General features: G+C 49.8%; 25 protein-coding genes. 18 read left to right on the plus strand and 7 right to left on the minus strand.

The genetic code is table 11. From position 1 onward, the window contains the following. Nucleotides 1–83: 83 nt before the first annotated feature. Both trmB and C6I21_RS09505 read left to right on the plus strand, forming a co-directional pair. Nucleotides 84–722: a tRNA (guanosine(46)-N7)-methyltransferase TrmB gene (gene trmB / locus C6I21_RS09500; RefSeq protein WP_105959232.1), complete on the plus strand. Its 639-nt coding sequence runs from the start codon at nt 84–86 to the stop codon at nt 720–722. 30 nt (nt 723–752) lie between these two features. Continuing rightward, the gene (locus C6I21_RS09505) at nt 753–1,601 is read left to right on the plus strand and encodes an MBL fold metallo-hydrolase (protein WP_105959340.1); all 849 of its coding nucleotides are present in this window, start codon (nt 753–755) and stop codon (nt 1,599–1,601) included. Between the two features lie 86 nt (nt 1,602–1,687). Here C6I21_RS09505 and C6I21_RS09510 read toward each other — a convergent pair whose 3' ends face one another. Further along, a complete protein-coding gene (locus C6I21_RS09510; RefSeq protein ID WP_105959233.1) occupies nt 1,688–2,011 on the minus strand; it encodes a PepSY domain-containing protein in 324 nt (107 codons plus the stop codon). A 183-nt stretch (nt 2,012–2,194) separates the two neighbouring features. Here C6I21_RS09510 and C6I21_RS09515 point away from each other — a divergent pair, with 183 nt between their 5' ends. Further along, nucleotides 2,195–3,262 carry a M42 family metallopeptidase gene (locus C6I21_RS09515; protein ID WP_105959234.1) on the plus strand — a complete coding sequence of 356 codons (1,068 nt, stop codon included), beginning with the start codon at nt 2,195–2,197 and terminating at the stop codon, nt 3,260–3,262. Between the two features lie 140 nt (nt 3,263–3,402). Here C6I21_RS09515 and C6I21_RS09520 read toward each other — a convergent pair whose 3' ends face one another. Further along, a complete protein-coding gene (locus C6I21_RS09520) occupies nt 3,403–3,849 on the minus strand; it encodes a YtoQ family protein (RefSeq protein ID WP_105959235.1) in 447 nt (148 codons plus the stop codon). Nucleotides 3,850–4,029: 180 nt separating this feature from the next. Here C6I21_RS09520 and C6I21_RS09525 point away from each other — a divergent pair, with 180 nt between their 5' ends. From C6I21_RS09525 to murC, 7 genes are all read left to right on the plus strand, one after another. After that, the gene (locus C6I21_RS09525) at nt 4,030–4,545 is read left to right on the plus strand and encodes a hypothetical protein (protein WP_142393249.1); all 516 of its coding nucleotides are present in this window, start codon (nt 4,030–4,032) and stop codon (nt 4,543–4,545) included. A 90-nt stretch (nt 4,546–4,635) separates the two neighbouring features. Then, entirely contained in the window at nt 4,636–5,661 is a 1,026-nt protein-coding gene (locus C6I21_RS09530) for a PTS sugar transporter subunit IIC (protein ID WP_105959237.1), read from the plus strand. An 89-nt stretch (nt 5,662–5,750) separates the two neighbouring features. Then, a complete protein-coding gene (locus C6I21_RS09535) occupies nt 5,751–6,551 on the plus strand; it encodes a DUF1444 family protein (protein ID WP_105959238.1) in 801 nt (266 codons plus the stop codon). A 207-nt stretch (nt 6,552–6,758) separates the two neighbouring features. Next, on the plus strand, nt 6,759–8,852 hold the full coding sequence (locus tag C6I21_RS09540) for a DNA translocase FtsK (RefSeq protein WP_245411591.1): 2,094 nt from the start codon (nt 6,759–6,761) through the stop codon (nt 8,850–8,852). A 210-nt stretch (nt 8,853–9,062) separates the two neighbouring features. Continuing rightward, nucleotides 9,063–9,251, plus strand: coding sequence for a hypothetical protein (locus tag C6I21_RS09545; RefSeq protein WP_105959240.1), 189 nt, complete (start codon nt 9,063–9,065; stop codon nt 9,249–9,251). A gap of 26 nt (nt 9,252–9,277) precedes the next feature. Next, nucleotides 9,278–10,402 carry a nicotinate phosphoribosyltransferase gene (locus C6I21_RS09550; protein ID WP_105959241.1) on the plus strand — a complete coding sequence of 375 codons (1,125 nt, stop codon included), beginning with the start codon at nt 9,278–9,280 and terminating at the stop codon, nt 10,400–10,402. 415 nt (nt 10,403–10,817) lie between these two features. Continuing rightward, on the plus strand, nt 10,818–12,140 hold the full coding sequence (gene murC / locus C6I21_RS09555) for a UDP-N-acetylmuramate--L-alanine ligase (RefSeq protein ID WP_105959242.1): 1,323 nt from the start codon (nt 10,818–10,820) through the stop codon (nt 12,138–12,140). Between the two features lie 30 nt (nt 12,141–12,170). Here the strand turns inward: murC and C6I21_RS09560 are convergent, their stop codons facing one another. Further along, entirely contained in the window at nt 12,171–13,292 is a 1,122-nt protein-coding gene (locus tag C6I21_RS09560; RefSeq protein ID WP_105959243.1) for an aminopeptidase, read from the minus strand. 155 nt (nt 13,293–13,447) lie between these two features. On the opposite strand from C6I21_RS09560, the gene C6I21_RS09565 reads away from it, so the two are divergent. The 3 genes from C6I21_RS09565 to ytxJ are packed head-to-tail and all read left to right on the plus strand — an operon-like array spanning nt 13,448 to nt 14,607. After that, the gene (locus C6I21_RS09565; RefSeq protein ID WP_245411592.1) at nt 13,448–13,888 is read left to right on the plus strand and encodes a DUF948 domain-containing protein; all 441 of its coding nucleotides are present in this window, start codon (nt 13,448–13,450) and stop codon (nt 13,886–13,888) included. Between the two features lie 16 nt (nt 13,889–13,904). After that, nucleotides 13,905–14,291, plus strand: coding sequence for a YtxH domain-containing protein (locus tag C6I21_RS09570; protein ID WP_105959245.1), 387 nt, complete (start codon nt 13,905–13,907; stop codon nt 14,289–14,291). Then, nucleotides 14,275–14,607, plus strand: coding sequence for a bacillithiol system redox-active protein YtxJ (gene ytxJ / locus C6I21_RS09575; RefSeq protein ID WP_105959246.1), 333 nt, complete (start codon nt 14,275–14,277; stop codon nt 14,605–14,607). Before C6I21_RS09570 ends, ytxJ begins: the two co-directional genes overlap by 17 nt. A 62-nt stretch (nt 14,608–14,669) precedes the next feature. On the opposite strand, the gene pilM is transcribed toward ytxJ, so the two are convergent. Then, nucleotides 14,670–16,829, minus strand: a complete 2,160-nt coding sequence (gene pilM / locus C6I21_RS09580; RefSeq protein WP_105959247.1) for a cell division protein FtsA — start codon at nt 16,827–16,829, stop codon at nt 14,670–14,672. 272 nt (nt 16,830–17,101) lie between these two features. Between pilM and C6I21_RS09585 the strand changes: the two genes are divergently transcribed. The 5 genes from C6I21_RS09585 to C6I21_RS09605 all read left to right on the plus strand — a co-directional run bounded on the left by C6I21_RS09585 (nt 17,102) and on the right by C6I21_RS09605 (nt 21,854). Continuing rightward, a complete protein-coding gene (locus C6I21_RS09585; RefSeq protein WP_105959248.1) occupies nt 17,102–18,196 on the plus strand; it encodes a bifunctional 3-deoxy-7-phosphoheptulonate synthase/chorismate mutase in 1,095 nt (364 codons plus the stop codon). A 282-nt stretch (nt 18,197–18,478) separates the two neighbouring features. After that, nucleotides 18,479–19,492, plus strand: a complete 1,014-nt coding sequence (gene ccpA / locus C6I21_RS09590) for a catabolite control protein A (RefSeq protein WP_105959249.1) — start codon at nt 18,479–18,481, stop codon at nt 19,490–19,492. A gap of 40 nt (nt 19,493–19,532) precedes the next feature. Further along, nucleotides 19,533–20,348 carry a flagellar motor protein MotP gene (gene motP / locus C6I21_RS09595; RefSeq protein WP_105959250.1) on the plus strand — a complete coding sequence of 272 codons (816 nt, stop codon included), beginning with the start codon at nt 19,533–19,535 and terminating at the stop codon, nt 20,346–20,348. Next, a complete protein-coding gene (motS, locus tag C6I21_RS09600; protein ID WP_105959251.1) occupies nt 20,341–21,111 on the plus strand; it encodes a flagellar motor protein MotS in 771 nt (256 codons plus the stop codon). Before motP ends, motS begins: the two co-directional genes overlap by 8 nt. Nucleotides 21,112–21,134: 23 nt before the next feature. Next, on the plus strand, nt 21,135–21,854 hold the full coding sequence (locus C6I21_RS09605) for a 5'-methylthioadenosine/adenosylhomocysteine nucleosidase (protein ID WP_105959252.1): 720 nt from the start codon (nt 21,135–21,137) through the stop codon (nt 21,852–21,854). Between the two features lie 40 nt (nt 21,855–21,894). On the opposite strand, the gene C6I21_RS09610 is transcribed toward C6I21_RS09605, so the two are convergent. Genes C6I21_RS09610 through C6I21_RS09620 form a run of 3 tightly spaced genes read right to left on the minus strand, consistent with a single transcriptional unit; the run spans nt 21,895 to nt 24,315 of the window. Beyond that, nucleotides 21,895–23,061, minus strand: coding sequence for an acetoin utilization protein AcuC (locus C6I21_RS09610; protein WP_105959253.1), 1,167 nt, complete (start codon nt 23,059–23,061; stop codon nt 21,895–21,897). Continuing rightward, nucleotides 23,058–23,663, minus strand: coding sequence for a CBS and ACT domain-containing protein (locus C6I21_RS09615; protein ID WP_105959254.1), 606 nt, complete (start codon nt 23,661–23,663; stop codon nt 23,058–23,060). The genes C6I21_RS09610 and C6I21_RS09615 overlap by 4 nt, the downstream gene beginning before the upstream one ends. Before the next feature lie 16 nt (nt 23,664–23,679). Continuing rightward, nucleotides 23,680–24,315: a GNAT family N-acetyltransferase gene (locus C6I21_RS09620; RefSeq protein ID WP_280953449.1), complete on the minus strand. Its 636-nt coding sequence runs from the start codon at nt 24,313–24,315 to the stop codon at nt 23,680–23,682. Between the last annotated feature and the right edge of the window lie 49 nt (nt 24,316–24,364).

Consider the following 24,364-nt stretch of genomic DNA (forward strand, 5'->3'; position numbering starts at 1 on the left):
CACGATAATGCGCTTGTGTTGTCGTGGGAATTTTTCTGTAAAAAATGCACGAATAGAAGTAAGGAAACACAGGAGGAATTTACATGCGATTACGTCATAAACCGTGGGCAGCTGAATATCTGGCAGACCACCCGGAAATTCTGGAACCGGACCCGGCTTCCTACCGCGGGAAGTGGGCCAGCCGTTTTTCAAAAGACCAGCCGCTCTATGTAGAGGTCGGCACCGGGAAAGGTGCTTTTGTCAATGAGCTTGCTGAACAGAACCCGGATGTAAATGTTATCGGGATTGAACTTTATGAAAGTGTGATCGTCACAGCAGTAGAGCGGGCCGTGGAAAAACCAAAAGACAATCTGATTCTGCTGAAACAGGATGTCGCGGATCTGACGGACTTTTTTGCACCCGGAGAAGTGGACCGTCTCTACATTAATTTTACGGACCCGTGGCCGAAAAACCGGCATGCGAAACGACGGCTCACGCATGAAGGATTTTTAACGAAGTATACCGAAGTAATGAAAAAGGGAGCAGGTATTCACTTCAAGACAGATAATCAGGGGCTGTTCGAATTTTCGCTGGAATCAATGAGCCGTTTTGGATTTTATTTTGAAAATGTCAGCCTGGATCTTCATCAGAGTGGCATGAGACAGAACATTATGACGGAATACGAAGCGAAATTCGCCCGCAGAGGGATGAGGATTTATCGTCTTGAGGCAGTGCTCCACTGACTGTATGTGGAGGAGGCGTCCGGTATGGCAATGGAACAATTTCAGGCCGGTGAAAACATGGTGTTGACCTGGCTGGACGGCGGGGTAACTCATATGGATGGAGGGGCGATGTTCGGGGTCGTACCGAGACCGTTATGGGAGAAAAAATATCCGCCTAATGAAAAACATCAGATTGAGCTGCGCTCGGATCCGGTTCTGATTCAGACAAAAGAGCGGACGATACTGCTTGAGTCCGGCATCGGCAGAGGAAGGCTGTCGGAAAAGGCGATGCGCAATTTCGGTGTAACAGAAGAGTCACGCGTGGAAGAGAGTCTTCAGAAGCTTGGACTCGCGCCCGGGGATATCGATGTCGTACTGATGACACATATGCATTTTGACCATGCCTGCGGACTGGTTAAAGAAACGGCCGATGGCCCGGTTCCAGCATTTCCTAATGCAGAGATCTGGTGCACAGCAGTGGAATGGGAGGAGATGAAGCATCCCAACATCCGTTCCCGCAATACTTACTTTAAAGAAAACTGGGAGCCGGTTGCGCATCAGGTGAAGACGTTTACGGATACGTACTCACCAGAGCCGGGCATTACCATGATTCATACCGGCGGTCACAGTGCCGGTCATGCGGTGCTGCGCCTTGAAACGGAAGCAGGGCGGTTCTGGCATTTTGCCGACATCATGCCGACCCACGCCCATCAGAATGTCCTCTGGGTGCTTGCTTATGATGATTATCCGATGGATTCTATTGCAGCAAAACAGACATATACCGCTCCGGCAGTGGAAGCCGGCGACTGGATTTTTTTCTATCATGACGCTGTCTACCGGATGATACGTTGGGAAAATGTGGGCCGGGATATTGCCGGGGAAGTCCGACGGAACAAATAAACACACAGAAAAACCGCAGGAGGCTTGCTCCTGCGGTTTTTCTGTGTGGGATGATTCCCGTAATGCGCTGATGTTTCAGGGAAACATCAGCCTTCCTGTTTTTTAAATTCCAGAACCGTGCCTGTTGCTGCATCGACGAAAAATTCGTAGGCAGAGGTGTTTCCGTCTTCTTCAGCGACAGTAATGCCGCCACGGTAAGCATCGTAGGACAGCTGCTCCTGATCGTAGGATTCCGGAATCATATGAACCCAGGAACCTTCCACCCGTCCCATTTCAGAAGCCTTTTTCTTCACCAGCTTCAACGCTTTCTCCGGCTGCATTAACGTTTCTTTTTGATCCATCGTTGTTTTTGCGAGGACAGTTACAGCAACACCTGCACCGACACCTGCAGCAAAACGTTTCCAACTCATAGCACGACACTCCTCTTCATAACTTCAATCTTGCTTTCAGTATAGCGGATGAAACGCAGAATGCCAACGATTCTACGTGGAAAATGCAAATAATTTCCGTAAGCGGGCAGGACATTGGTGGAGATTCGGGACAGTGTTCGATAGAATGGGAGGTAGAAAAAATTTTGAAGGTGGTATGCATACATGGATACGTCTACATATGAGATGTTTGAAACATTGACGCAGCTTCCCGGAGCACCGGGGTTTGAGCACGGCGTACGCGCGTTTATGAAGCAGGAATTGAAAAAATACAGCGATGAAATTGTTCAGGACCGCCTCGGCGGAGTGTTTGGAGTCAAGCACGGCGAAGGGCCGAGAGTGATGGCAGCCGGCCATATGGATGAAGTCGGTTTTATGGTGACATCGATTGATGAAAAAGGCCTTCTACGTTTTCAGCCGCTCGGCGGCTGGTGGAGTCAGGTGCTTCTCGCACAGCGTCTTCATGTGATCACGGAAAACGGTCCAGTGACAGGAGTAATCGGATCCATTCCTCCCCATCTTCTGGATGAGGCGAAGCGGAGTAAACCGATGGAAATGAAAAACATGTATATTGACATCGGCGCCGACAGTAAAGAAGATGCTGAGAATGCCGGCATCCGCCCGGGGCAGCAGGTCGTACCGGTCTGTCCGATGGAACGGATGGTAAATGAAAAGAAAATTATGTCCAAAGCCTGGGACAACCGTTACGGCACCGGCTTGTCCATTGATCTGCTGAAAGAGCTGCAGAATGAAAAGCTGCCTAACACGCTTTACTCCGGAGCAACCGTTCAGGAGGAGGTTGGTCTCCGCGGTGCTCAGGCAGCAGCCAATATGATTCAGCCGGATATCTTTTATGCGATGGATGCAAGCCCCGCAAATGATGCTTCCGGGGAAAAGGATGCGTTCGGCAGACTTGGTGAAGGGGCGCTGCTCCGCATATTTGACCGCACCATGATTACCCACCGTGGCATGAGAGAATTTGTACTGGATACCGCCGAAACGAATAATATTCCATATCAATATTTTGTTTCCCAGGGCGGTACGGATGCAGGAAGAGTACACATTTCCAATAACGGTGTTCCTTCTGCTGTAATCGGTATTCCATCGCGCTATATTCACACGGCAGCTTCTATTATGCACGTGGAGGATTATGCAGCTGCAAAAGAGCTTCTCGTCAAACTGGTTAAACAGACCGATGCGTCCACAGTGGAAAGCATCCGGAGCCGAGTATAATACTGCTTCAGCGCCCACTCTATGGTATGGCCGGGAGTCTTTGAAAAATAAGAAGATTCCGTGAAGCTCCTCGTTGTCATAGACGAAGTGAAGCCCCCGGCGGAAATTCATCTGCCGGGGGCTCCTTAAATAATGATATTCTATTCGTCTGCAAAGAGGTAGGCGAGTGCTTCAAGTGCCTGGTCGATCGTTTCCACTGTTACCTGCGCCTTCTGGGAGATTTCTTTCAGTGGATGATGCAGCTTTTCCGGACGCACGAGAATGAGCGGCTTATCGAGCGCAATCGCAGCTCCTGCATCCATAGCGGTGTTCCACTGGCGGTATTCTTCTCCGAACAAGGCAACGACAATATCGGCTTTTTCGAGCCAGACACGCGTCCGCAGGTTGTTAAGCTGGGAAGCAGCATCGTCACGGTAGACCGGCCCCGGCTGATCACCCATAATTTCCTCCCCAATGCCGTCGGAGCGGGAGTGGTTCTCCATCGGTCCGGAAAACGTTACGGGAAGATTTTTCTTGTCTGCTGCCGCTTTCAGCTCTTTGCGCCAGTCGTCATGAATCTGGCCGGCAAGATATACATGAATCGTCATCCTGATCCCTCCTGATTGGAAATGTCTGGTCCATTTCTATCTTGAAGGAAGACATGCAGAGAGTCAATTTTACCGCCTGCGCTGCAATGATTTGAAAAGAAATTGAAACTTTTTCGACATATTACGACTATTTTATGCTACAATTACGCTGGTAAAAGACAGGATAGGAGTGAGTTTCCATTGTGGTGGATGGGAAAATGGCTCAGTGCCGCAGGGTTGATCATTGCTGCAGCGGGATGTCAGGCGGCAGAAGATCAGGCGGCAGCTGAAGTAGACAACATCATAGCATCATATCTGAATGAATCTCCAAAAGATCCGGTCTGGTCCAGAGAAGGGCTGTCCCTCTATCTTCCGGACAATGCTTCTGTGGAGCAGAAAGAGGATGAGGTGTATCAGATCAGTACGGAGGACAGAGAATATCTGCTGTACCGGAATGATCTAATGGAAGAAGTCACTGCGGCAGACCCGGAGTACGGACAGACGGGGAACGAAGAGCCGATTGTTGCGGAAATGGAAGAGCAGGGAGAAGACCGGGCATTTGTCATTATCACCCCGTTCAATAAAGATATGTATGAACTGAAAATCGGCATGAACACGACATCGATGACGACGATCATGAAACTCTCGGAAATGGAAGAACAGGCCGGGATCATGTTTGATATTGTCCAGTCCGCTGAACAAACGACTGAACCGTAACTTCCTCAGGGAAGGCGGTTCTTTCTTCCATACAAACGTGAAATATTTCACAATGATGCAGATTGGCTTTTCTGCAGAAAGGGGCTTTTCATGAAAGACTGGATGAAGCGGAAAGGGGTGGAGCCCGGTTTCCGTCTGTACTTTATACACTCGCTCAGTTATATGGCTCTCGGGCTGTTTGCTTCGCTCATTATCGGGTTGATCATACAGACGGCAGGAGAGACGATGGAGGGCGCCGGTATCGAAGCAGCCTGGCTCACGGGTACTGGAGCAGCGGTGATAGCGCTGACCGGACCGGCGATCGGTGCTGCGACAGCTTACAGTCTGCAGGCGCCGCGGCTCGTTTTATTCGCATCGCTTGCAGCGGGTGCCGTAGGTTATGAGGCGGGCGGTCCGGCAGGAAGTTTCCTCGCAGCTATCATTGCTGTAGAGGCCGGCAAATTAATATCCGGTGAAACAAAACTTGATATTATTTTAACTCCGCTTGCAGTAATTATGACCGGTGCCGTTACGGCAGCTGCTGCCGGTCCCCCGCTGCAGGCATTCGTGACGAGTGTCGGACGATTTGTTATGTGGTCTGCGGAACAGCAGCCGCTGCTATTGGGCATCCTTATTGCTATTACGATGGGACTGGCGTTAACCGCTCCTATTTCAAGTGCAGCCATTGCAGTCATTCTTGGACTGGAAGGCGTAGCAGCCGGCGCGGCAACAGCGGGATGCTGTGCCCAGATGGTCGGCTTTGCCGTCTCGAGCTACCGGGAAAATAAAGGTGCCGGGCTCGCTGCGCTCGGTATCGGTACATCGATGCTTCAAATTGCAAATGTTGTCAAAAATCCCCGGATTCTCATTCCACCGACAGCAGCAGGAGCCGTCACAGGAGCTCTTGCCGCTGCCGTCTTTGCAATGGAGAACAACCCGGAGGGGGCAGGAATGGGGACAAGTGGATTCGTTGGGCAGATTATGACGTTCCGCACGATGGGATTCAGTCTTGACGTGTGGACGGCCGTCCTGCTGCTGCACTTTATCGTACCGGCACTCCTCAGTTTCCTTTTATCTGAATGGATGAGAAAGAAAGAATGGATCCGTTTCGGCGACATGAAAATTGAGCAGTCCTGATTTCTGTATCATGCTGCAGAAACGTGTTACACTGCACAATAGATGAAAGAGAAAGAAGGGAGGAAGGCAGCTTATGCTGCCGACTGCAGATGAAATCAGTTGAGCTCAAACGGGCATTGGAAAAAGAGCTTCAGCATAAACACTGGACGACGTCGTTCGACCGGGATAAAGACACCTTCCGTGTAGAAGATGACCGTGTCGGAAAAGGCATCACGATCCGGCTCGGCAATCTGAAACCGAAGTTTGAAGAAAATGAAACAGAAGCACTGGCTTCCACGGTAAAACAGATTAAAGAAGGCATGCGCCTCTTGATCGAAACAGCAGATATCCGCGGTAATGAGAATCGGATTTACCCCGTTCTGCGTGTACCTTCATTTGGAGAGGAAAAGCCGCTCGTCCGCGATGAGCATACGGCCGAAACATCTGTATTTTATGCGGTGGACGAAGGTGCCTCCTACTCGCTCATAGATGAAGCGATGCTGGAGAATTCCGGGAAAACGAAAGAGGAGATCCGGGAGCAGGCATACTTTAACATCCGCTCTCTACCTTCAGAAATGAAGCAGGATGAAGTAGCCGGCAATATCTTTTACTTTCTTCACGCCGGAGATGGATATGAAGCAAGCCGTCTGTTGAATGACCGGCTTCTGCGCGATCTGGAAAAGGAGATACACGGGGAGATGGCCGTGGCTGTACCGCACCATGATGTGTTCATAGCCGCAGACATCCGCAATGAAACAGGATACGACGTTCTTGCGCAGATGACCTTCCAGTTTTTCTCTGAAGGCCACGTTCCAATCACGGCACTTCCGTTTATGTACAAAGAGGGAGAACTGGAGCCGATCTTTATTTTAGCGCAGAAGAAACCGAAGAGTACGAAAAAAGATGGATGATAGATTCATCTCATATGATGTATGATGGGGGAAAGGCAGTCTGTTAAGGACAGGCGCTTTCTCCTGTGGAAAGAAAGATCTGTCCCGGGGCGGTATAAACATGCCACCCGGGATTTTTTTTCGACGATAACCGGCAGCACGGATAACACAAGGCTGACGGAGGGACATACACATCCACAGCAGTATCTATATACTGGAGATGAATATATGAATTATATTGATAAATGGAAATCATTAATACCTGAAGAAGAACCCGAGAGACAGGATCAGCACGGCCGGATTCTGGAGCAGCACCGAGTCGAACAGGACTTTCTGGAACCGGTGCGGATGCTTCATATTTATCCTAAAGAGCGTCAAATGACTGCCCGGAAGGAAAAGCCCGTGCCAGAAAAAAAGAGCGGAAGAAAAAAAGAACAAAAAAAGCCGGAGGAGACGGAAAAAGTAAAACCTTCCAACCGGCCGCCGTTTCAGGTGAGGGAGATTCCTTCCCCGATTTATGGGCTGGAACTGCAGCGTGAGCGGGCAAAACGATACATGGACAGCCGGCGGCCTGCTGTTTTGGATGAGCTGAACGAATCTGAGAGCCGGTCTGATCTTGAGGAGCCGGAAGCGGTACATGCTGAATTGCCAAAGACGGAAGAGCCGGAAGAAAGGCAGTCCGGCGGAGAATCGGCCATTTCGCTTGAAGTGAAGGGACCGAAACATCGTGTTACAGGTTTTGTGAAACCGCAGGAGAGTGAAAACAAACAGCCGGGTAAACCGGAACCGGTTGAGCAGATAAATAAGCCTGCTGATACAGCCCGGTACGATCCGGCACCTGTCACACGCCCGCACGTAGAAAAAGACAAAAAGAGCAGAACGAAACCTGGTGAGCCGTTTAATGTATTAATGCAGCCGCGGGATAAAGTGAAACAGAGAAGAAAGCCTGTATCCTCCTCATACCGTTTTCCCGGTTTGAACCTTCTTCAAGTGCCGCCGAAGCCGACCGGGGAGCAGGAAGATTGGGCGCGGGAAACGGCGGAAAAGCTCGATGAAACGCTCGGCTTATTTCAAGTAAAGGCCAAAGTGGTGACATGGACGAGCGGCCCCGCTGTGACGCAGTTTGAAGTGCAGCCGGAGCCGGGGGTCAAAATCAACAAGCTCGTGCAGCTGACAGATGACTTAAAGCGGAGTCTTGCAGCTGTTGAAATACGAATGGAAGCGCCGATCCCCGGCCGGACGACCGTCGGTATCGAAATTCCAAATCAGCAGGCGGACCCAGTCATGCTGCGGACGATTCTCCGGTCCCGTGAATTCACCCAGCCGGAGTCGTCTTTAACCGTTCCGCTCGGTGTTAATATAAACGGCGAAGCCGTTTCCTGCGATATTTCCTCGATGCCGCATGGATTGATTGCCGGTGCTACCGGTTCCGGTAAAAGTGTCTGTGTCAACGCCATGCTTGCCGGTATTCTATATAAAGGAGCTCCCGAGGACGTGCGCCTTCTTCTCATTGACCCGAAAATGGTGGAGCTTGCCCCGTTTAACAAGGTACCGCACCTCGCTGCACCGGTAATAACAGATGCGAAAGAGGCGACTGCTGCGTTGAAGTGGGCAGTGGAGGAAATGGAACGGCGCTATCAGCTGCTGGCTGAAGCTGGTGTGAAAGATCTGGAGCGGTACAATAAAAAAGCAGAGCAGAAACTGCCGAAACTGCTTATTGTGATCGATGAACTGTCCGATCTGATGATGACGGCTCCGCAGGAAGTGGAAGATGCAATCTGCAGAATTGCCCAGAAAGCCCGGGCCTGCGGGATTCATCTGCTCGTAGCTACACAGCGTCCGTCTGTTGATGTCATTACCGGACTGATCAAAGCAAATATCCCATCCCGCATTGCGTTTGCCGTCTCTTCTCAGGCCGATTCACGGACCATTCTGGATACAGGGGGTGCCGAGCGTCTTCTCGGACGGGGAGATATGCTTTACCACCCTGTATCAAGCTCAAAGCCGATGCGGATCCAGGGCGCATTCTTAACAGATGAGGAACTTGAGAGAGTCATTGATCATGCCGCAGAGACGCCGGCACTTCCGCCTCTGTTTGATGCGGAGGCACTGACGGAAAAAAACATGTCTTCAAGCGGCGATCCTCTGTTTGAAGAAGCAGTAGCTCTCGTGACGGATCAGGGAAGCGCATCGGCATCTCTGCTCCAGCGCCGGTTTCAGATCGGTTACAACCGTGCTGCGCGTCTGATCGATGAAATGGAATCCGGGGGAATTATTTCACCGCCCCGCGGAACGAAACCGAGAGATGTTTATCTCTCCTGATCAGGCGGCCGGGAACGGAATAGAAATCATTTTCAGTGGATGCAGGAAACGCATCCACTGTTTTTTTCTCTCAGGGACTGGATTATAACGACCGGGAAAGGGTATAGTATAGGAAGCTTCACCTTCGGTTCTGTTTGCAGTACAATGGAACCAGAAATAAGAAACAGGGAACCGTGATCGCAGAAGACACAATGAAAAGGAGATGTTTTTATGCATCAAATTTCGTTAGGTCATCTGGTGGAACACGTATCGCCATCCCGTCTTTATCTTCTGACAGAGAGTGAGAGGACGAAATATGTAGTCCTCCGAAACGGCGTGGAGAACGTCGGTCAGGAAGACGTGGAAGAGATCATGGAAGCAGTCATCACCGAACTGGCAGAAGATGCCCTGTATCATTAATTACTGGAAAACAAGGAGATTCATTGATGAAGGAAATTACTTTAAAGCTGCAGGGAAAACTGGACCGTCTGACAAACAAAACGTTTAAGTTTGATGAACGGGTCGGCGAAGGCTGGTTTTCTGCTGTCTATTTTCTTAAAACCAAGCAGATCGCCGAAAAAATGGTTCCGGATAATATCGTGACCATGCAGTTTTTTCAAAAAGAAAGCGCTGTTCTCTGTGGAACAGATGAAGCCATTGCGCTTCTTCAGGAGTTTGCGGTGGATCCGGAAAAGCTGGAGGTGCACTCTCTGGAAGATGGAGACAAGATTGAACCATTTGAAACAGTCCTGACGATCACGGGACCTTATCAGCACTTTGGTTTTCTTGAGGGTGTTATCGATGGCATTCTGGCCCGCCGTACTTCTGTTGCAACGAACGTTTATGAAGTCGTCAGGGCAGCCAAAAAGTCCGGCCGGGAGAAGCCGGTTATTTTTATGGGTGACAGAGATGATCACTTCACCATGCAGGCCGGCGACGGCTATGCAGCATTTATCGGCGGATCAAAAGCACAGGCGACCCATGCGATGAATGAATGGTGGGGCAAGACTGGAATCGGAACGATGCCGCATGCCCTGATCCAGCTGTTTAGAGGAGATCTGGTGCAGGCAACGAAGGCATATCAGGAAACATTTCCTCATGATGAACTTCTGGCACTTGTCGATTACAACAATGACGTCATCGAAGATTCGTTGAAAGTAGCCCGTGCGTTTGGCAGTGAATTGAGCGGTGTGCGGCTTGATACATCCAATCATATGGTGGATCGTTACTTTACACGTCATCAGGATGTTCTGGGAAGCTTTGACCCCCGCGGAGTTAATCCACCGCTTATTTTTGCGCTTCGGGAAGCATTGGATAATGAAGGATTCCACCACGTTAAAATCGTCGCCTCCGGCGGCTTTGATGCCGGAAGGATAGCGGAATACGAAGAAAAAGGTGTGCCGGTGGATATGTACGGGGTCGGCAGCAGCCTGTTAAAAGTACATATAGGCTTTACCGGAGATAATGTGCTGCTGAACGGCGATCATGAAGCGAAGGAAGGCAGAAGGTATCGTCCCAACGAACGTCTCCTGCCGATTCAGCTCGATCCCCGCAGCGGAAAATCAACGTAAGGCGCAGAAAAAGCAGGTACGGAGCAGCCGGAACGATCCGGCTGCTTTTCTGTATCGTATTCCGGGCTGCTGTATTTCTTCAGTTTGTGAGGAAGAACAGACGGTCTGGATTAGAATACTTTACTATGGAGTACATCCGCCTTTCCGGAAAGGCGGTTTCTACTCCAGTAAGTTGTGCAATGGTCTGGAAACCTCAAATCAGCCGCAATAGAAGCTGCTCATGACGAAAGAAGACCAAATAAAAGAAAATAAGTGAGTATAATGGCACGAAAAGTGACGGTTTCCAGCCAGGGGATTGAACGCTGGGAATACGGTCCTGCATAGCCCGGAGAGGAAATGTCTGCTATAATGAGGACTGGCTCCGGTCAGATAATCTGCCGGCAAATCAACTAAGACAGGTGGAGGCAATAAACCTATGACCCACTATCATTTTATAGGAATTAAAGGATCCGGGATGAGTGCGCTGGCACAAATCCTGAAAGATATGAATTATACGATTCAAGGTTCGGATGTGGATAAACGGTTCTTTACGCAGGGCCCATTGGAAGATCGTCAAATTCCGATCCTGCCGTTCCAGGAGAGCAATATTCAGCCGGGGCAGACAATTGTAGCCTCTCCGGCATATAACGAAACAAATGAAGAAGTGAGACGTGCAGGGCAGCTCGGCATGGAAGTGCATCCCTATCCCACATTTCTCGGAAGCTTTCTAGAGCAGTTCACAAGCATTGCCGTTACCGGCGCCCACGGAAAAACGACGACGACCGGTCTGCTGGCCCACGTTCTCTCGGGTGCAGAGGCAACGTCATACCTGATCGGTGATGGGACCGGGCGTGGTGTAAAAGACAGCGAGTATTTTGCGTTTGAAGCGTGCGAATACCGCCGTCATTTTCTACATTACCATCCGGACTATGCGATTATGACGAATGTCGATTTCGACCATCCTGATTACTTTGCCGACGTAAATGATGTGTTTTCTGCTTTTCAGGAGATGGCTTCCCAGGTGAAGAAAGCTATTTTTGCCTGTGGGGATGATGAGCACCTTCAGCAGCTGCAGGCCGATGTGCCGGTTATTTATTACGGCACAGAGGAGCATAACGATCTGCGGGCGGTTAATATCACCGCTGACAAAAACGGAACTCACTTTGACTGCCTGATCCGCGGCGGAGAAAAAGAACAGTTTACAATTCCAGGCTACGGCACCCATCACGTTTTGAATGCTCTGTCGATTATTGCTGTCTGTGAATATGAAGACGTGGATCTGGAAGTGGTGCGGAGCCGCCTTGCAACGTTTGACGGCGTGAAAAGACGCTTTACAGAGACCGAAGCAGGCTCGCAGGTGCTGATCGATGATTACGCCCACCACCCGACGGAAATACGCGCGACAATCGAATCGGCAAAAATGAAATATCCGGAGAAAAAAGCAGTCGCTGTCTTTCAGCCGCATACCTTTTCCAGGACGGAAGCATTTCTCGATGATTTTGCCGACTCCTTAAAGGGAGCGGATTACGTATATCTATGCGATATTTTCTCCTCAGCAAGAGAGAAAAAAGCGGACTTGACCATTCAGGACCTGCAGGAGCGGATTCCGGAAGCTGTCCTTTTATCCGAGGCAGAGGTTTCCCGCTTAGACGGGCACTCCGACAGCGTCCTTCTCTTCATGGGGGCAGGGGATGTGTCCAAGTATCAGCGGGCTTATGAATCATACCTCGGAGTGGAAAAAGAAACGCAGGCAGAATAATCTGCCTGCGCCATTCTTCTGCCGGAGGGGCTATTTTGTCAGCTGTTCGGGGTTCAGCTGCTGGAGGTCCTCCGGGACGAACCGTCCATTACGCCTGATCAGCTCGCCGTCGAAATAAAGGTCTCCGCCGCCGTATTCTTCACGCTGGATATGCACAAGATCCCAGTGTACTGCTGAGTCATTGCCATTATACGCATTATCGTACGCCTGTCCGGGAGTGAAATGAAAACTGCCGTCAATTTTCTCATCAAATAAAATATCCTGCATCGGGTGCTTGATATAAGGATTGACACCGATCGCAAATTCACCGATGAATCTGGCACCTTCATCCGTATCGAGAATTTCATTGAGCTTCGCAGTGTTATCCCCCGCGGAAGCATCGATGATTTTCCCGTTTTGGAACGTAAATGTCACGTTCTCGAAAGATGATCCCTGATAAGGAGACACGGTGTTATAGGCAATCGTCCCGTTAACGGAATCTTTTACCGGGGCTGTATAGACTTCGCCGTCCGGAATATTCAGCCGGCCTGCGCATTTAACTGCCGGAATATCCTTAATGGAAAACGTAAGGTCCGTGCCAGGAGCGGAAATCTGTACCTGGTCTGTTTTTTCCATTCGTGCTGCGAGAGCATCCATCGCTTTATCCATACGGCTGTAGTCGAGCGTACATACATCAAAGTAAAAGTCTTCAAAGGCTTCTGTGCTCGTACCGGCAAGCTGTGCCATGGAAGCGGTCGGATAGCGGAGAACGACCCATTTTGTGCTGGGGACCCGGATTTTTCGGTGCACTTCTGTACCGACTGTTTTCTGGTGAAGGGCCATATGCTCGGAAGGAACATCTGACAGCTCATTAATATTGTCTCCTGCGCGGAGGCCGATATACGCGTCCATCTGTTTCATGACGTAGGCTTCAAATTCAGCCGTTTTTTCCTGCTGCTGAGGCGTCGCTCTCATAAGCAATGCACGGTTTACGGCATGCTCTTTCAGGGAAACGAAAGGTAGTGCATCTGCACGGTACGCTTCTTCTACGAGCGCGTTGACAAGCTCCTGCTGCACCCCGAAATTTTCGATGAGTACTTTTTCCCCCGGCTTCAGGCTGGTGGAATAGTGGATGAGTGTTTCTGCGAGCTTTTGAATACGTGGATCTTTCATTCGGCAATCCCTCCTGATCTGTGATGACACCGTTTCATTTTACGCCCGGTGGTGAAAAAATTCCAGTAATCCGGGAGATCGGCAGGAAATCGCACCTTCGGCAGCGAAACATAGTAGAGAAGGCCGGACAGATGATATTTATAAAGGAGGCAGGTATGATGGAATGGTTATTATATGTAAGTCTGCTTATTATTGCACTCGCGTTTGTTATTCTGGTAGTTTCCATTATTTCAACGCTGAAGTCGTTAAAGCAGACGATGAACAGTGTGTCGACAACCGTAGATGATCTCCAGACGCAGCTGGACGGCATCACAACCGAATCGTCCAACCTGGTACATAAGACGAACGATCTGGCAGATGATCTGCAGCGCAAATCCGATTCTTTAAACAGCGTATTTGAGGCGGCCCATGAACTGGGTGTCACTTTTCAAAATATGAATCAGTCGGTTAAGCGGGTATCTGACTCTGTGTCCAGACAGGCGGATGAACGTTCTGAGCAGGCTGCAAAAGCAGTGCAGTGGGGCAATGTAGCTATGGAACTCTGGAGCCGCTGGAAAAAGACACAGGCGAAGGAAGCTGCCGGCCGTACGCGATAAAAGGAGGAAATCATGCATGAGTGAAGCAAACGGTGTGAGTGTCAAGGACTTTGTGACAGGAGCCCTTGCAGGGGCGATGGTCGGCGCTTCGGCCGCGTTCCTTTTTGCGCCGACATCGGGGCGCAGGCTGCGTGAGGGAATTAACGAACAGGCAAAAGAAAGCACAGTAACAATCGCTAATAACATCCGCAGGCTGACCCGTTCGCTGCGCAGAGACATGAAAGAACTAAAAGACTCCGCAGATTATCTTCTCGATGATTTCGATGACGTCTCCGGTGATATCGCTTCGTCGGTGCGTCAGGAAGTCGAAGATCTGCAGCGTTCTGTTGAACAGCTGATTAAAGAAGTGGAAGAACGTGAAGCGGCTAAAAAGGGGGAACAGACAGATGATGACCATTATTGATGCGTCGTCCGAACTGGATGAACTTCTGGAAACAAGTAACCGCTTTTTCCTGATGAAACACAGCCTTACCTGCCCTGTCAGCGCAGATGCGATGAAAGAAATGGAACAGGCAGAACCGGAACTGCGCACCCCTGTCTATGTTATCCACGTGCAGGAGTTCCGGGGAGGATGCACAAAGACCGCCGACCATTACGGAGTGAAGCATGAATCTCCGCAGGTGCTTCTCATCGATGGCGGGAAGGTGCAGAACCATACTTCCCATTGGCACGTGACGGCAGACTGGATAAAAGCCGGAGACGAGGCGGCTGGGAATTAAGCTATATCGATCATCAGATTAAAAAACCGCCGGTGCATTGATATGCGCCGGCGGTTCTATTTCTAATTGCTGCCTGAATGAAAAGCTGTTTGAGCTTCCCAGTCAAGTGTCAGTGTATCTCCATGAATAATCGGTGTTGAAAAGGAAACGGATTCCCCGCCCCGTCGGATAACAGGCTTCAGGCTACGGTCCTCCGGACGCGGGATCGTGATTTCGGCAAACACATCCTGAAAGATAAAGCTGTCATTTCCGGTTTTTTCTGCTTTCAATTCGTCCTCCGGATAGATTTCTGTATCCAGGGAAAGTTTCTCTTTCTCCCGGAAACATTCAAACCGCTGTTTCTCAAGCGTTACAGGTTCTTCATTAAACGTGATCTGGATTGTGTGAATGGCAGGTTTCCCGCTCCAGACTTCCAGGGCTTCGGAGACAGTGGCTGTACCCGGAGAAAGGACTTCCACCGTATCATTTGCATGAATCGGCGTATCAGCAGAAGCCGGCGATCCGTTACGATAGATGCCCGCTTTCTGAAACACATCCACCGGACTATTGTCTATATAAACAGCGGTATCAGAGGAGGTGGTTGTCACACGTTCTCCAAGAAGCGACGCGGCTCCATTTATCGTGGACGGCAGCTTTATCATCAGTTCATCGCCGTTTTTTAATGTCCGGGAGGGATCTGTCTTATGCTTATTTACAACAACATCAGGGTGGACCGTACGCTGTTTCCCGTTCCAGGTAATCTTCAGCGGAAATACTTCATCCAGGTCAGCGATTCTCACCACTGCATCGCTCCCATCTTTTCCTTTTATAGCCTGCAGGTGATCACCGTCGTTTACCCTTTCATCGACTTCGACCTCTCTGCCGTTTACAGAGAGAGAGGGAGGTCCGCCGGGGGTTCCGTGAAACGTTCGCTTCCGGCCGTTAATAGTAACCATTACCGGTTCGCCGTAAGCACCGTAAAGATCCTGGAGATTCATGCCGCTCGCCAGCAGTGCATCTCCTGCATTCAAATGATGAATATCAAACATGCGGACAGAGCGGCCGTTTACATAGATCGTTTTGTATTCAATGGGATTTTCTTTTGCGGCGATCGCAATACCGACAGGAGTAACGAGTTCGGGTGTCGGCTCCACAGAATCCTGGAAGGTAATATTGGAGAGCGCGCGGATATCCCTGAGAGCCACACGGTTTTCCGGAAGTTCTAGCATTTCTGCAACTGCCTGCTGCATCCCGGGTGTCAGAGAACCTCCGCCTACGAGCATAACGGCTTTCGGGGCTTCCCCGTTTAACCGGAGAATCTCATTGGCGATGGCACGTGCCGTTTCCTGAACAATTCCATTTAAAGCTGCTACCGCTTCGTCCGACGGGATAATCTGTTCCATTCCGAGGATATCGGTAAAAGAAACGGTTTTTTCCTGATCGAGAAGCCGTTTGATCCGTTCTGCTTCAGGAAAGTCCAGAAGGTAGTGATCGCTCAGCGCTTCTGTTACGGCATCGCCGGCACGCGGGACCATGCCGTATGCTTTTACGGTACCTTCTGCGGTAATGGCAATATCGGAAGTACCTGCACCGATATCTACCAGAGCTACATTCAACCGGCGCATGGAGGAAGGAATTAATACATCCATGGCGGCAATCGGCTCAAGCGTCAGTGCTTCCATCTGCAGGCCGGCACGTTCCAGAGCAGCGAGAAGGGAGTCTACGACGACTTTAGGCAGAAATGTCGCTATAATATCGACGCCTGCTGTTGTGCCGGACTGATCGATGAGGCTGCCGATAATTTCGTTATCAAGCCGGTACCTTACGACGGAATAGCCGACACAGGCATCGTTACTGGTAGAAACTGCTTCGTTTTTGAGCAGTTTCCGCTGCGCGTTCTGTACAGCTGCAAGCTCCATATGAAGGACGCCGGCACGGTCGATAACAGGGCGCCCATCCAAGGGCGTTTCATAAGAGGTTTCCACCGTCCGGAGAGACCTGCCGGCAGCCGCTACGCATGCGGCAGGCAGAGGCCCGTGACGTTCCTCCAGCGTTTGTTTTACCTGTTTAATTGTTTCAGCAACTTCCAATACGTTATGTATCTGTCCATCAAGCATCGAGCGTTCTGTATGTTCCAGCCGTACCATATCTGTCACATGATAGCTGTTTCCGTTTTGTTCAAGCAGAAGACCGACAACCGATCTGGTGCCGATATCAAGTCCAAACAGAAGGGGAGATGTCATAAAAAAGACGCTCCTTTCATCTTATTCTTCCACTGCACCCTGAATTTCACAAAACAGGCAGAGGACAGCAGGTGGAAAAAGAAAGTTTTTTTCTAGTATACATGATTTCAAATCCCTTGTCAGACAAGGATTCCAGGAGGTGTTTATCGCTTTAATGCTTAAAAGCGTTTAATTATTAAAGAAAAAGGGCTGACAATTCCCGTTCCATCGTTTATAATGACAATTAATCCAACCAAGCACAGGCTTGAAAGTATAGAGAGGGGTTTTTTGAAATGGGTAACGAGCAACTGGAAGAACTACGGAAACAGCTGGATGAGGTAAATGATCAGCTGTTTGATCTCATCACAAAACGGGCGGAACTTGCTCAGGAAGTAGGGCGTGTCAAAGCAGCCCAGGGACTGAACCGTTTTGATCCTGTACGTGAGCGCAAAATGCTGGATGCTCTGGCAGCGAAGAACGAAGGACCATTTGAAACATCGACTATCCAGCATATCTTCAAGGAAATTTTCAAAGCCAGCCTTGAACTGCAGGAAGATGATCACAGTAAGGCACTGCTCGTTTCCCGTAAGAAAAAGCAGGACGATACGATCGTAGATGTTAAAGGTGAAACGATCGGAGACGGTCAGCAGCGGATTATCGCAGGCCCATGTTCTGTAGAAAGCTTTGAACAGGTGGACGAAGTTGCAGCCGCACTGAAGCAGCAGGGAATTAAACTGATGCGCGGAGGCGCATTCAAGCCGCGTACTTCTCCATACGATTTTCAGGGGCTCGGAGAAGAAGGTCTGAAGATCCTTAAAGAAGTAGGCGAGAAGCATGACCTTGCCGTCATCAGCGAGATTGTTACACCTCATGATATCGAAAAAGCGGTGGACTACCTGGACGTCATTCAGATCGGTGCACGGAATATGCAGAACTTTGAACTTCTGAAAGCTGCAGGAAAAGTAAACAAGCCGATTCTTCTGAAGCGCGGCCTGTCTGCAACCATTAAAGAATTTATCAATGCAGCCGAGTACATCCACTCCCAGGGCAACGGTCAGGTTATCCTCTGCGAGCGCGGTATCCGCACGTACGAAACAGCGACGAGAAACACGCTGGATATTTCTGCAGTGCCGATTCTGAAGCAGGAAACCCACCTTCCGGTACTCGTGGATGTTACGCACTCCACAGGCCGCCGCGATCTGCTTCTGCCGACAGCAAAAGCGGCACTCGCAGTCGGAGCAGACGGCGTTATGACCGAAGTACACCCGGATCCAGCTGTCGCACTGTCCGATTCTGCCCAGCAGATGGATATTCCACAGTTCGGTGAATTTCTTGATCAGCTGAAAGCTTCCGGGCTTTATAAGCAGGGCGAAGCAACACTGCGTTAATGTAAATGGTACGGACCCGCAGTCCGTTATGCGGGGGTAGATCCCACGATGCCTGTCATCGTGGGATTTTCTCTGCGGTGATTTCCGCTGCACTCTGGATAAATAAGGAATATTTATGGAGCGGATGCTGTTTTATCAAAAATAATGCGTAAATCCTTTAGGTATTTCGGCATTCAGACGATATCATTAATAGTTTGCGTGCCTCTATAAAGTATCGTATGATGAAAACAGCTATGAAAATAAGAAAAACTGCATCATATAGAAGCAAGGAGGACACGACAAATGAATGTAACAATTTACGATGTAGCAAGAGAAGCAGGCGTATCCATGGCGACGGTTTCCAGGGTGGTTAATGGAAATCCCAACGTTAAACCGACGACCAGAAAAAGGGTGATGGAGGCGATTGAACGTCTCGGATACCGTCCAAATGCGGTAGCAAGAGGGCTTGCCAGTAAAAAAACAACAACCGTCGGGGTCATTATCCCGGATATCTCCAGCATTTTCTTTTCTGAACTGGCACGGGGGATTGAAGACATTGCCACGATGTATAAGTACAATATCATTCTAAGCAACTCCGACCAGAACAAAGAAAAAGAAATTCACCTGATTAACACACTGCTGGAGAAACAGGTGGACGGCATTGTATTTATGGGCGGTGAGATTACGAAAGAGCACGAAGAAGCGTTTAAGCAGTCGCCGGTGCCTGTCGTTCTTTCTGCTACGCTTGACGACAAGAAGGAATTTCCATCTGTAAACATTGATTATAAGCAGGCGGCTTACGATGCGGTTTCTGCTATTGCATCCCACGGCCATAAGCGGATCGCTATGCTGTCCGGCACTCTGGAAGATCCGATTAACGGCTACCAGAAGTTCTCTGGATATAAGCAGGCGCTGCAGGAAGCGGGCATCGAGCTGGACGATTCACTTGTTGCAATCGGAGATTATACGCACCATGCCGGACTGGAAGCGATGGAAGAACTCCTGCAGCTGAAGGACCGCCCGACCGCTGTGTTTGCCTCAACTGATGAAATGGCGCTCGGACTGATTCACGGCGCCCAGGACGCCGGACTTCGTGTGCCGGAGGATATAGAAATTCTCGGATTTGATAACACACGCCTTGCAACGATGGTGCGTCCGACGCTGTCCACAGTTGTTCAGCCGATGTATGATATCGGCGCTGTATCGATGCGTCTCTTAACAAAGCTGATGAACAAAGAAGAAGTAACGGAAAATGCTGTAGTTCTGCCTCACCGGATTGAATATCGTCAGTCCACCTCCTTCCAGGAGAACGACTGATCTAAAGCTCCGCAGGTGAAGGCAGAACGGGGAGAGGGTTATGAAAAAAACGGATCTGCTGACACCTATTGGAATTTTTATCGGGTTGACTGCCATGCTCATGGCGGTATTTACGAATACCGCCGGAGACGGGCAGCTGACGGACTTTATTCAGATTACTTCCATACTGATTGTTCTCGGCGGACTGAGTGCTGCGATCATGATCAACTTTTCGCTTACGGACCTCAAGCTTCTGCCGAAAGTTATTAAAGAAACGTTTCAGACACGCACACATAATCTCCAGGATCTCATTGATACATTCGTTGACTTATCAACAAAAGCCCGGCGAGAAGGGCTGCTGGCTCTTGAAGCCGGTCTGGAAGACGTGGAGGATCCATTTATAGAAAAAGGGGTTCTTCTGGCTGTCGATGGAATAGAGCCGGACGTCATTAAAGATATTATGATGGCTGAAGTTGTGGCCATGGAAGAAAGACACCGGAAAGGACGCGTTATTCTGGAGAAGGCGGCGGAATATGCGCCGGCCTGGGGGATGATCGGAACATTGGTCGGTCTCGTGCTCATGCTGCAGAACTTGAACGATCCGTCCACACTCGGTCCAAATATGGCTGTGGCACTGCTGACGACACTGTATGGCAGTCTGCTTGCCAACCTGGTCTTCTCTCCAATGTCGCATAAGCTAATGCTCAGTACAGAAGACGAGGTATTTGTAAAACAGATTATTATTGAAGGCGTGATCGGCGTGCAGTCCGGTCAGAATCCGAAAGTACTGCAGGAGAAACTGAGTGCATTCCTGCCGAATCATACGAAACAGGATGAAGAGGCAAAGCAGTCCGAGGAGGAAGTCGTCAATGAATAGGCGGCGCCGGCAGCAGGATAATGGAGCTCCGAAATGGTACGTCACATTTTCGGATATGATGACGCTGATACTGGTCTTTTTTATTCTCCTCTTTTCCATGTCGGTCGTAGATGCACAGAAATTCCGCGCGATCGCGGATTCCTTTCAGGACAGAGCTGTATTCGACGGATTCCCTTCCATCGTTCCTTTTGAAGAGCCTGCCGAAGAGCGGGATGTGGATGAGAATCCATTTGAAAGTCAGGAAGATCCGTTTGAAGAAGTGCAGAATATGGAAGAAGAACAGATGAATGAGCAGCTTGATGAACTTCTCGTGGAAGTCAACGAATACCTCGAGGAAAATGAATATACGGAAGAAATCACAGCTACCAGGGATGACCGGGGTGTCGTCCTCGTTCTGCAGGAACAGGCTTTGTTTGAAACGGCAAGTGCTGATCTTACAGGAGGAGCACAGCCTTTTCTGGATAAAGTTGGAGAGCTTCTTACGACGCTTCCAAACATGGTCCGGGTGGAGGGCCATACAGATAACAGGCCGATTAACACGGCTCAGTTCCCGTCCAACTGGGAGCTTTCCGGTTCCAGAGCCAGCAGTGTCATCCGGTATCTGATCGATTCGGATTCGCTGGATGAAGAAAGGTTTGTCGCCGCCGGCTATGGCGATACGCGTCCTGTTGCACCGAATACAACCGCAGATAACCTGCAGCAGAACCGTCGTGTCGTGATTATCATATCTGATCCCGCCTATGAAGGCGGCACTTCCTTTTAGAATGAACGAAGGGAAGCGGTAATGTGAAAATTGGCGTAATAGGAGCGATGGATGAGGAAATTGCTCACTTCACTAAACACTTAACCATCGAAAACAAGCATACTCTTGCCGGAAATACGTTCGTGGAGGCAGTGGCAGGCTACTGTGAAATCGTTCTTGCAAAAACGGGTGTAGGAAAAGTGAACGCAGCCATAACTGCACAGAAGATGCTTGATTATTTTGAAGTAGATCTGCTGCTTTTTACCGGAGTTGCTGGAGCTTGTGATCCATCATTGGAAATAGGAGATATCGTCGTAAGCACAGATTGTCAGCATCATGACATCGATGCTTCACCTCTTGGTTTTCCTAAAGGCACCATTCCAATGTTTCACGGACCGTCTATTTTCCCTGCTGATCCGGAATGGCAGAAGCGCGTTCTTCAGGCTGCTGAAGAAGCAGTGAACACGAAAGTCATTCCCGGAAGGATTGTCAGTGGAGAGGTGTTTGTCGCTGATAAGCAGGAAGTGGAAATGCTCCACCGCACATTTGATGCTGCCTGTGTGGAAATGGAAGGAGCGGCTGTAGCTCAGACAGCCTGGCTTCACAGCACGCCGTTTGTGATCATCCGGTCGATTTCGGATAAGGCAAACGGAGAAGCGCCGGCCTCTTTTCAGCAGTGGCTCTATGAGGCTGCAGAACGCTCGGCAGCGCTCGTTCTGGAAACAATCCATATCTATAATAAAGAAATAAGAGAGAGCCGGTAATCATTCCGGCTCTCTCTTATTTTGCAGAACAACAGAGAACTCAGCGACCTTTTGGAGAATGGATAAGCTTCAGCGCCTGCTGTACCGTACGGGCGTTTTTTTTGTTGATTTCCTCACGTCTCGGGATCGCAGGGTAGAGGCCTTTTGGATCGTACCAGGACGACGGAAGTGCCACAGGCGATTTTTCCTGCCAGGAAGAAGTCCAGTTTTCTGGAAATGACTGATTCAGTTTCTCTCCCTGTCCGCTCATTTCAAGCCAGATACTGGCCCATGCGCGGGGCACTACACGCCAGATATCATAACCTCCCCCACCCACCGCGATCCAGCGGCCTCCGCAGTGTTCATGGGCCAGTTCGTGAGCCAGTTTCGGGATCTCATGAAAGAGAGAGACGGTGCCGCATAGATGCGTGAGCGGATCAAAATAATGAGCATCCGCGCCATTCTGAGTTAAAATAACATCCGGTTTAAAGGAGGCAGCCACCTCTCTGAAGACCTCACGGTACGCTTCCAGAAACGAGTCATCTTCCGTGAAAGCTTCCAAAGGAACATTGACTGAAGTGCCGTACCCATCCCCGTGTCCTCTTTCTGAAACATGGCCGGTCCCCGGAAATAAAAAACGGCCGCTTTCATGAAACGAAAGCGTGCATACGTCCGGATCATCGTAAAACGCCCACTGTACTCCATCACCATGATGGGCATCCGTATCAACATAAAGCACACGGGCTCCAAATTTCCGGCGCATGTATTCGATAGCGATCGAGCTGTCATTATACACACAAAAACCGGATGCCTTCCCGCGGAAGCCATGATGAAGGCCGCCACCTAAATTCAATGCGTGCTTATAGCCTTTTTCAAAAACGAGATCCACTGCTTCCAGTGTACCGCCGGCAAGCCAGGAGGCCGCGTCGTGCATTAGAGGAAAGACAGGCGTATCATCGGTGCCGATGCCATATTTCGTCTGAAAGGAGGATTTCATCTGGCCTTCGGTGGCGCTCATGACGGCACTGACAAAATCCTCATCATGCACGAGAAGCAGTTCATCGATTGAGGCCATGCGGGCGGGGTGAATGGCTGACTTCTCCAGAGCTTCTGCTTTAAATAGAAGGTCATTTGTCATCGTCAGACGCTGCTGATTAAATGGATGGTCTTCGTGAAATCGATAGTCAAGCTGTTCGGGTGAGAATACAAAAGCTGCTTCGCGGTTCATATATTCCACTCCGATTCTTTTGGCCAGAGGATCTCCCAATTTTTCTGACTGAACAGCTCCAGCAGTGGGTGGGGATTCATGGTCTGTACCCGCATAACAATTCGCATAGACTGTTCTTTCCCAGGCAGGATGAACAGGCTTCGGATATTCAGCCCGGAAACTCGGACTGCCTCTGTCACTTCTGCCAGCATTCCAGGTTTATCGTCCACCTCAATCTCGATTCGGGAAGAGGGTCGGTCTGCGCCTGTCAGTGTTACGAGTGTTTTTAATAAATCGGTATCGGTAATAATTCCAATAATTTTATCTTCCCCGTCCACCACCGGGAGACAGTGAATTTTATTTTCCATCATTGTCCAGGCGGCTTCTTCGACAAAGTCTCCTGGGAAAGCCGTATGTACATCGGTAATCATAATTTCATCCAGCGTGTTTTTGGAGGCAGAGGCAAGGTCCCGGTCCGAAATAATACCGATCAGTCTTTCCTCTTCATTTACGACCGGCAGGTGCCGGATTTTTTCGCGGTTCATCTTCGTTAATACATCCGCCGCGTCTTCATGCGGCCGGCCGGTCATAACCGTTGTTTTCATCACTTCAGAAATGATCATGAGACTGCCTCCTTTCTTAAATCATATAGCGGTTTTGAAAACGGACCCGGTCAAATTTATGAACGGAGTCCACCGGCACCCGGGAACCGATGCGGGCCATCAGGCAGTTTGCGGGGTGGGAAGTAATTTCAGGGTCATCGGTTGCGTACCACATCAGCCCTCCGGATTTCATTACTTTCTCCATGACATCCCGGTATTCCCATATGGAAAGGCCTGTACCGCGCAGATCCCAGTGCCAGTAATATTCTGTGGTAATAATAATATAATCTTCTACTGCTTGATCCATCATGGTGACTTCAAGAATTTTCTTGGCAAGGTTATGTCCGCGGTAATCAGCAGAGACTTCAATCGCCCCAAGCTCCAGAAGATTTTGGTGCTGATACTGAGACCACCGCTCCATTTCATCGGGATAAAGAAGCACGGCATAGCCGACAAGTCTTTCACCATCCACCGCTGCAATAATACGGCTTTCATCCAGTCCGGCCACTTCAATCAGCGCTTCGTGCTGCTCCTTCGGCCGGCGGAATGCCTGCAGGCCATCATCAAAGATAAGGTTACGCAGCATATCTTCGGAAAGTGGTCCGGAAATCGTAAACTGTTTATCATTTTTTCCAGTATGATCAATGGATTGGAACGTTTTACGATGCTTCAAAAGCAATCCCTGCCTTCCGAGAGAATACCTTCAATATACCATAGATTGA

Source organism: Alkalicoccus urumqiensis (genome assembly GCF_002993335.1).
Lineage (GTDB): Bacteria > Bacillota > Bacilli > Bacillales > Salisediminibacteriaceae > Alkalicoccus > Alkalicoccus urumqiensis.